Raw genomic sequence first — 5,960 nt, 5'->3', positions numbered from 1 at the left:
ATAGTTACCAATAAAATGGATGTGAAGTAGCGTGCTGAAGTTGGTCAAAGCACGACTGTTGCAGCTTGTATTCGTATTGTTTCTGTTGTCCCTGTTGACTTTTACGTTAATGAAGCTTGCACCGGGTGATCCGGTGCTGCGTATTTTGGAAGTTGATGAACTGGCGGTTACCCAGGCCGACGAAGCCGCGCTTCGTAAAGAGCTTGGCTTCGATCGGCCATTGCTGGTCCAGTATGGTGAATGGATGCTGAACGTGCTGCAGCTTGATTTCGGAAATTCTTATATTAAAGAGAAGCCGGTTTTGGACGAAATGATCGCGCGACTACCTACCACCATTCAATTAACGGTAGGAGGGCTTGCTGTCATGGTGCTGATTGCTGTTCCGCTTGGTCTGTTGGCCGCTAAATATCCGGGGCGTTGGCCGGATCATCTGAGCCGTTTTCTTGCTCTGCTCGGTGCGTCCATCCCGAGCTTCTGGATGGGGCTACTGCTTATTTATGTGTTTGCTTTTAAACTACAATGGCTGCCGACAATGGGCAAAGGAAGCGCCCAGCATATGATTCTTCCTTCCGTTACCCTCGGTTTTGCGATGGCGGCCGTATATGCCCGCTTGCTCCGTGCCGGGCTGCTGGAAAGCCTGTCGCAGGAATACATCCGCGCGGCGCGGGCGAGAGGCATTGCGGAATGGCGCATTCTATGGAGACATGCATTGCGGGCAGCGCTTCTGCCTGTTGTGACAGTTTTTGGGATGAGCATCGGCAGTTTGCTGGCTGGAACAGTTGTAATTGAGACGCTGTTTTCCTGGCCGGGGCTTGGTAGCATGGCGGTGGAAGCGATCTTTCAGCGGGATTACCCGGTCATTCAGGGCTATGTGCTGCTGACAGGTGTTTTTGTCGTTGTGGTTAATTTGCTGGTTGATTTAAGTTACGGTCTGCTCGATCCCCGGATTCGTTATGGAAAGGGGGAGCTATCGTGAATGTGAATGTTTCTACCGTTTTCCGTCAATCACCGATACGCCGGAATACATGGCGGAGCATGCTGCGCGATCCGATGACGGCACTGGGAACGGGGATATTGGCTATTATTATTCTGCTCACGCTAATCGGTCCATTTATTGTGCCGAACGATTCGTTGGCCGTTAAAATGTCGGAGCGTCTTCAGTCGCCCAGCTGGCAGTATCCGCTTGGCACGGACCATTTGGGAAGATGTATTTTCTCCAGACTGGTTGCGGGTGCTAAGACCACGCTCGGCATTTCGGCCTTTGTCATCATCTCGGTAACGCTGATCGGCATCCCGGTAGGGCTGTTGTCTGGATATGTCGGTGGCCGTGTTGACGCGTTATTGATGAGGCTTGTCGACGGTGTTGGTGCATTGCCTGAATTTATACTGGCTATCGCAATTTCCGGGTTTCTCGGTCCGAGCCTGACGAACCTAATGTTGTCGATCGTATTGGTCAAATGGATTGGGTATGCCCGCGTCGTTAGAAGTATTGTACTGTCCGAGCGGGAGAAGGAATATGTGCTGGCTGCTCGTGTCGCCGGTTGCAGTACGTGGACGGTGCTGTGGCGGCATTTACTTCCGCAAATCATCTCTCCTGTTGTGGTGCTTGCTGCGCTGGACATCGGCAAAATTATATTGATCATTTCTGCGTTGTCGTATCTAGGTTTGGGCGCTCAACCGTCGGCTCCGGAATGGGGAGCGATGCTGAATGATGGGCGGCCTTATTTTCAAACGGTACCTGAATTAATGATTTATCCGGGCGTTGCCATCATGTTGGTTGTCGTTTCCTGTAACCTGATCAGCGACGGACTTCGCCATATTTTGGACGTTCGAAGCAGATGAGGCGCTGCCCGTGGGAGGTGGAATATGTCACAGTTGTTGTTAGAACGCGAGAGAAACAAAGTTTTGCCAAACGGATATGAAACGGGGCAGCCTGTAGCCTCGCTTTCCGCATCCGAATCGGTGCTGCGGTTGGAGAACTTAAAAGTTTATGCACAACAGGGAAAAAGGCGATATATGCTCGTTCATGATAGTAGCTTCTCGATTCGCCGGGGGGAAACACTTGCGCTTGTCGGGGAAAGCGGCAGCGGGAAAAGTGTAACAGCAAGCGCGGTTTTGGGATTGCTGCCGAATTCGCTGCACATTGGCGGGGGACGGATCGTGTTTCAGGGAGAGGATATCCTCCTGTGGCCGGATAAGATGAAACGACGGCTGCGCGGCAAAAAAATAGGATTTGTATTTCAGGATTATCAGGGAAGCTTTACACCGTTTATAAAAGTAGGAAAGCAGCTTGTAGAGACGATTCGCAGTCATTGTGAGTTGTCCTTTAATGAGGCGAAGTCTGTCGCGTTAGAATGGCTTCATCAGGTAGACCTGCCTGCGGAGCGTGTGTTTAACAGTTACCCGTTTCAACTAAGCGGCGGGCAGCGGCAGCGGGCCGCATTGGCCGCTGCCATGATGCTGCAGCCGGAGTTGCTTATCGCCGACGAGCCTACAACAGCGCTTGACGTGCTGACCGGAGAACGGGTGCTTGATGTGCTGACCAGGCTGCAGCGGCAGACCGGCTGCGCCGTACTGATGATCTCGCACGATTTGCGGCATGTTATGAAGCGAGCGGATACCATTGCCGTAATGAAAGACGGGCGCATTGTGGAGATGGAGTCGGCTGAAACGTTACGCCTGCAGGCGCGCCATCCGTATACGCAGATGCTGCTAAAAGCGAGGCCGCTTCTTTCAGAAATTCATAGAGGGTTTGCTATGGAAGCAGAAGCGGCTGAAACAGCACAGTCCACCAGCAGATGGGAGGCGGAATTCACGTGAATGATCTTTTAATAGTCAACCGGCTTTTTAAGACGTATAGAGAGTCCGGTAGTATCGTTTCGGCCGTACAAGACGTATCGCTGCGAATCAGTGAAGGAGAGTGCCTGGGGATCGTCGGGGAGAGCGGCAGTGGTAAGAGTACGCTTACGCGGCTTCTCCTTGCACTCGATCAGCCGGATAGCGGAGAGGTTCTGTTAAACGGCACCTCCCTCTTTGAGCTGAAAGGTCGGGCTTTGCGTGAAACAAGGAAGCATATTCAGGTCGTATTTCAGGACCCAACCTCTTCACTGAACCAGCGATTGCCGATTTGGCGGTCGATTATGGAGCCACTGGATAACTTCCCGGATGTCAAGCCGTCGTTCCTGGCGGACGTGCGGCATTCCCGAAGAGATACGGCGGCTAAATTGCTGGAAATGGTCGGGCTGCAAGCGGCGCATATGGACCGTTATCCGCATGAGTTAAGCGGCGGGCAGCGGCAGCGTGTTGCCATAGCCCGAGGAATCAGCCTGAGTCCTAAGTTGCTGATTTGCGACGAGCCGACCTCCAGTCTGGATGTGTCAGTACAGACTCAGATTTTGCACCTGTTGAAAAGTATGCAGACAAAGCTCGGCATGGCCTGCCTGTTTATTTCTCATGATATTGCAGCGGTGCGGATCATGAGCGACCGGATCATTGTGATGAAGGCGGGGCGAATTGTGGACCAGTTCGCAAGCGATCAAATGATGAGCGAGGACCGGCACGAATATACGCGGCAGCTGGTCGCCGCGGTCAGTTAGTGAAATGAATCAGAAAAAGTTTTTAGAGGTAAAAATGAAGAATGGAGTTATTCTTGCGATTTTTTCTTCCCTTGTTTTTAGCATTATGAACGCCCTTGTAAAGGCAGTTAGTTTGTCAATTCCTTCAGCTGAGGTTGTGTTTTTTAGGAGCATTATCGGAACCGTCATCATCTATTTCATGATGAGACACAGCAAAGTGGCATTTTCTACGGAAGGAGTCCCTTTACTTGCATTGCGAGGTGTTCTTGGCGCTTTTTATTTACTTGCCTATTTCTATACCATTTCTAAGATACCACTAACAGATGCAAGTATATTAGCACATTTATCCCCCTTTTTCGCCATTATTCTCTCTGCTGTATTTCTAAAGGAGAGAATGTCCAAAAAAGTGCTTTTTTTATTCCCTCTTGTTATTTTAGGCGCAGTTTTACTTGTGAAACCATTTCATTACTCAAGTTACTCCATACATGCGTTCGTTGGTATTCTTAGTGCCTTATTCGCTGCGGGTGCAGCAACCAGTATACGCTATTTAAGTAAAAAGTACCATTCGTACGAAATTGTATTTTATTTCCTGGCGACAGCTGCTATGGTTTCGATTCCGCTTATGTGGAACCATTTTGTGGTGCCAACGCCGCTTGAATTCTTCTACCTTACATGCATTGGGGTTGTTTCTTTGCTTGGACAAGTATTTTTAACGAAAGCATTTACCCATGAGAATGTCGTTGTTGTAGAAGTGACTCGCTATATTGGCATTGTTTTTAATGCTATGTGGGGATTTTTATTCTGGACAGAAGTGCCTGATACGTTAACCGTTGTAGGAGGGATTTTCATCATTACTGCCTGCATAGCTCTATCGAGAAAAAAGCAAAGGTAACGAAGGTTATGTGGTGCCGTTATGGTTATAAAAACAGGAATGGTAGGGGAAAGGAGGGAAAAACGTGCATGAAAAACATATTCGTAATGGTTCACTATCTCATCGTGAGTATTTAGCTTTGGCCATTCCATTAATGATCTCAACGCTTTCTACCCCCTTGCTTGGTGCCGTCGATACGGCGGTAGTAGGAAGATTATCTGATCCGGCATATTTAGGCGGGGTTGCTGTTGGGACGCTGATTTTTAATACGATGTACTGGCTTTTGGGATTTTTGCGGGTGAGCACTTCAGGGTTTAGCGCGCAGGCACATGGAGCGAATGATCCCAGAGAGATGGGATTGGCTTTGTTGCGTCCGGCAATGATTGCGCTGGCAATGGGGCTTGTCTTTATTGTTTTACAGAAGCCAATTAAACAGGCGTCTTTTTGGATGATTGGCGCAGAGCCATCCGTGCTAGAACATGCAGAGTCGTATGTGGATATTCGCATTTGGGGCGCGCCGTTTGCGCTTTTGAATTACACCATTTTAGGCTGGTTAATGGGGATGTCCCGTATAAAAGCGTCCTTACTCTTGCAAATCTCCATGAATGTACTCAATATCGTGCTCGCTATTGTACTCGTATCTTACTTTCATATGAATGTGGCGGGCGTTGCTGTTGCTACGTTGATCGCGGAAGTATCGGCAGCGGGATTAGGAATATGGTTAATCGGGCTTCATTTGCCGCTTCGCCATCTTTTTGTTCGCTGGAAAGACGCCCTTTCTATGCAACCGATGGTGAAAATGATGCGTGTAAATCGTGATTTGTTTATTCGTACCGCTTGTTTATTAGCGGTGTTTAACCTTTTTACGGCGTATGGGGCTTCCTTTGGAAAAGTAACGCTTGCTGCCAATGCGGTACTGCTTCAAATTCATTTTATTATGGCTTATTTTTTGGATGGTTTTGCGAATGCGAGCAGTATTCTGGTCGGGCGCTCCATTGGGGAGAAAAATTATTCTGTTTACAAAAGAACCGTGCGGCTTACGGGAATCTGGGGTGCGGTTGCATCGGTTATATTGTCTGCTGTACTTTATTTCGGAAATGAGTCGATCATTTCGCTGTTTACTACCATTGATGATGTGAAGGAACAAATTATGATGTATGCGTCGTGGGTTTTATTGTTCCCGTTTGCTGCATTCTGGGGATTGCAGCTTTATGGTGTTTTTTCGGGGGCAACGGAAGCTGGGCCCGTTCGCAACTCAACGATTTACTCTTTACTCATCTTTCTGCTGGCTACCTGGTTGTTCACCCCATCTTATCACAATCATGGGTTGTGGCTTTCCTTTATTCTTTTCAGTCTGGCGCGCTCATTAACATTATGGATGTATTTGCCAAGGTTGAATCGTATGTTGTTTCCGAACGAAGGAGGTAGTATGGTAGAATAAGATAGTATTCGCAAAAACAACCATGGCAGCCGCAACCCCGACATGAAAATGAGGGGAAGGGCGGCTGACTCTT

Annotated in this window: 6 protein-coding genes; all 6 read left to right on the top strand. The window is 48.8% G+C overall.

Annotated features, from left to right (window positions below; genetic code table 11):
• The first annotated feature begins 34 nt into the window (after nucleotides 1-34).
• A complete protein-coding gene (nikB, locus tag ADA01nite_RS19370; RefSeq protein WP_371863585.1) occupies nucleotides 35-976 on the top strand; it encodes a nickel ABC transporter permease in 942 nt (313 codons plus the stop codon).
• A 2-nt stretch (nucleotides 977-978) separates the two neighbouring features.
• Nucleotides 979-1,842: a nickel transporter permease gene (nikC, locus tag ADA01nite_RS19365; protein ID WP_281286048.1), complete on the top strand. Its 864-nt coding sequence runs from the start codon at nucleotides 979-981 to the stop codon at nucleotides 1,840-1,842.
• A 24-nt stretch (nucleotides 1,843-1,866) separates the two neighbouring features.
• Nucleotides 1,867-2,820, top strand: a complete 954-nt coding sequence (locus ADA01nite_RS19360; RefSeq protein ID WP_174760629.1) for an ATP-binding cassette domain-containing protein — start codon at nucleotides 1,867-1,869, stop codon at nucleotides 2,818-2,820.
• Nucleotides 2,817-3,596 (top strand): ABC transporter ATP-binding protein, encoded by a 780-nt coding sequence (locus ADA01nite_RS19355; protein WP_246147425.1) that lies wholly within the window; start codon nucleotides 2,817-2,819, stop codon nucleotides 3,594-3,596. The genes ADA01nite_RS19360 and ADA01nite_RS19355 overlap by 4 nt, the downstream gene beginning before the upstream one ends.
• Before the next feature lie 34 nt (nucleotides 3,597-3,630).
• Nucleotides 3,631-4,467, top strand: coding sequence for a DMT family transporter (locus ADA01nite_RS19350; protein ID WP_146812072.1), 837 nt, complete (start codon nucleotides 3,631-3,633; stop codon nucleotides 4,465-4,467).
• A 133-nt stretch (nucleotides 4,468-4,600) separates the two neighbouring features.
• Nucleotides 4,601-5,887, top strand: coding sequence for an MATE family efflux transporter (locus tag ADA01nite_RS19345; RefSeq protein WP_146812076.1), 1,287 nt, complete (start codon nucleotides 4,601-4,603; stop codon nucleotides 5,885-5,887).
• Nucleotides 5,888-5,960: the final 73 nt, after the last annotated feature.

The sequence above is a fragment of the Aneurinibacillus danicus genome, from assembly GCF_007991215.1.
GTDB lineage: Bacteria > Bacillota > Bacilli > Aneurinibacillales > Aneurinibacillaceae > Aneurinibacillus > Aneurinibacillus danicus.
Note: the sequence above shows the minus strand (reverse complement) of the source record. Positions and strands in the feature narration are given on the sequence as shown.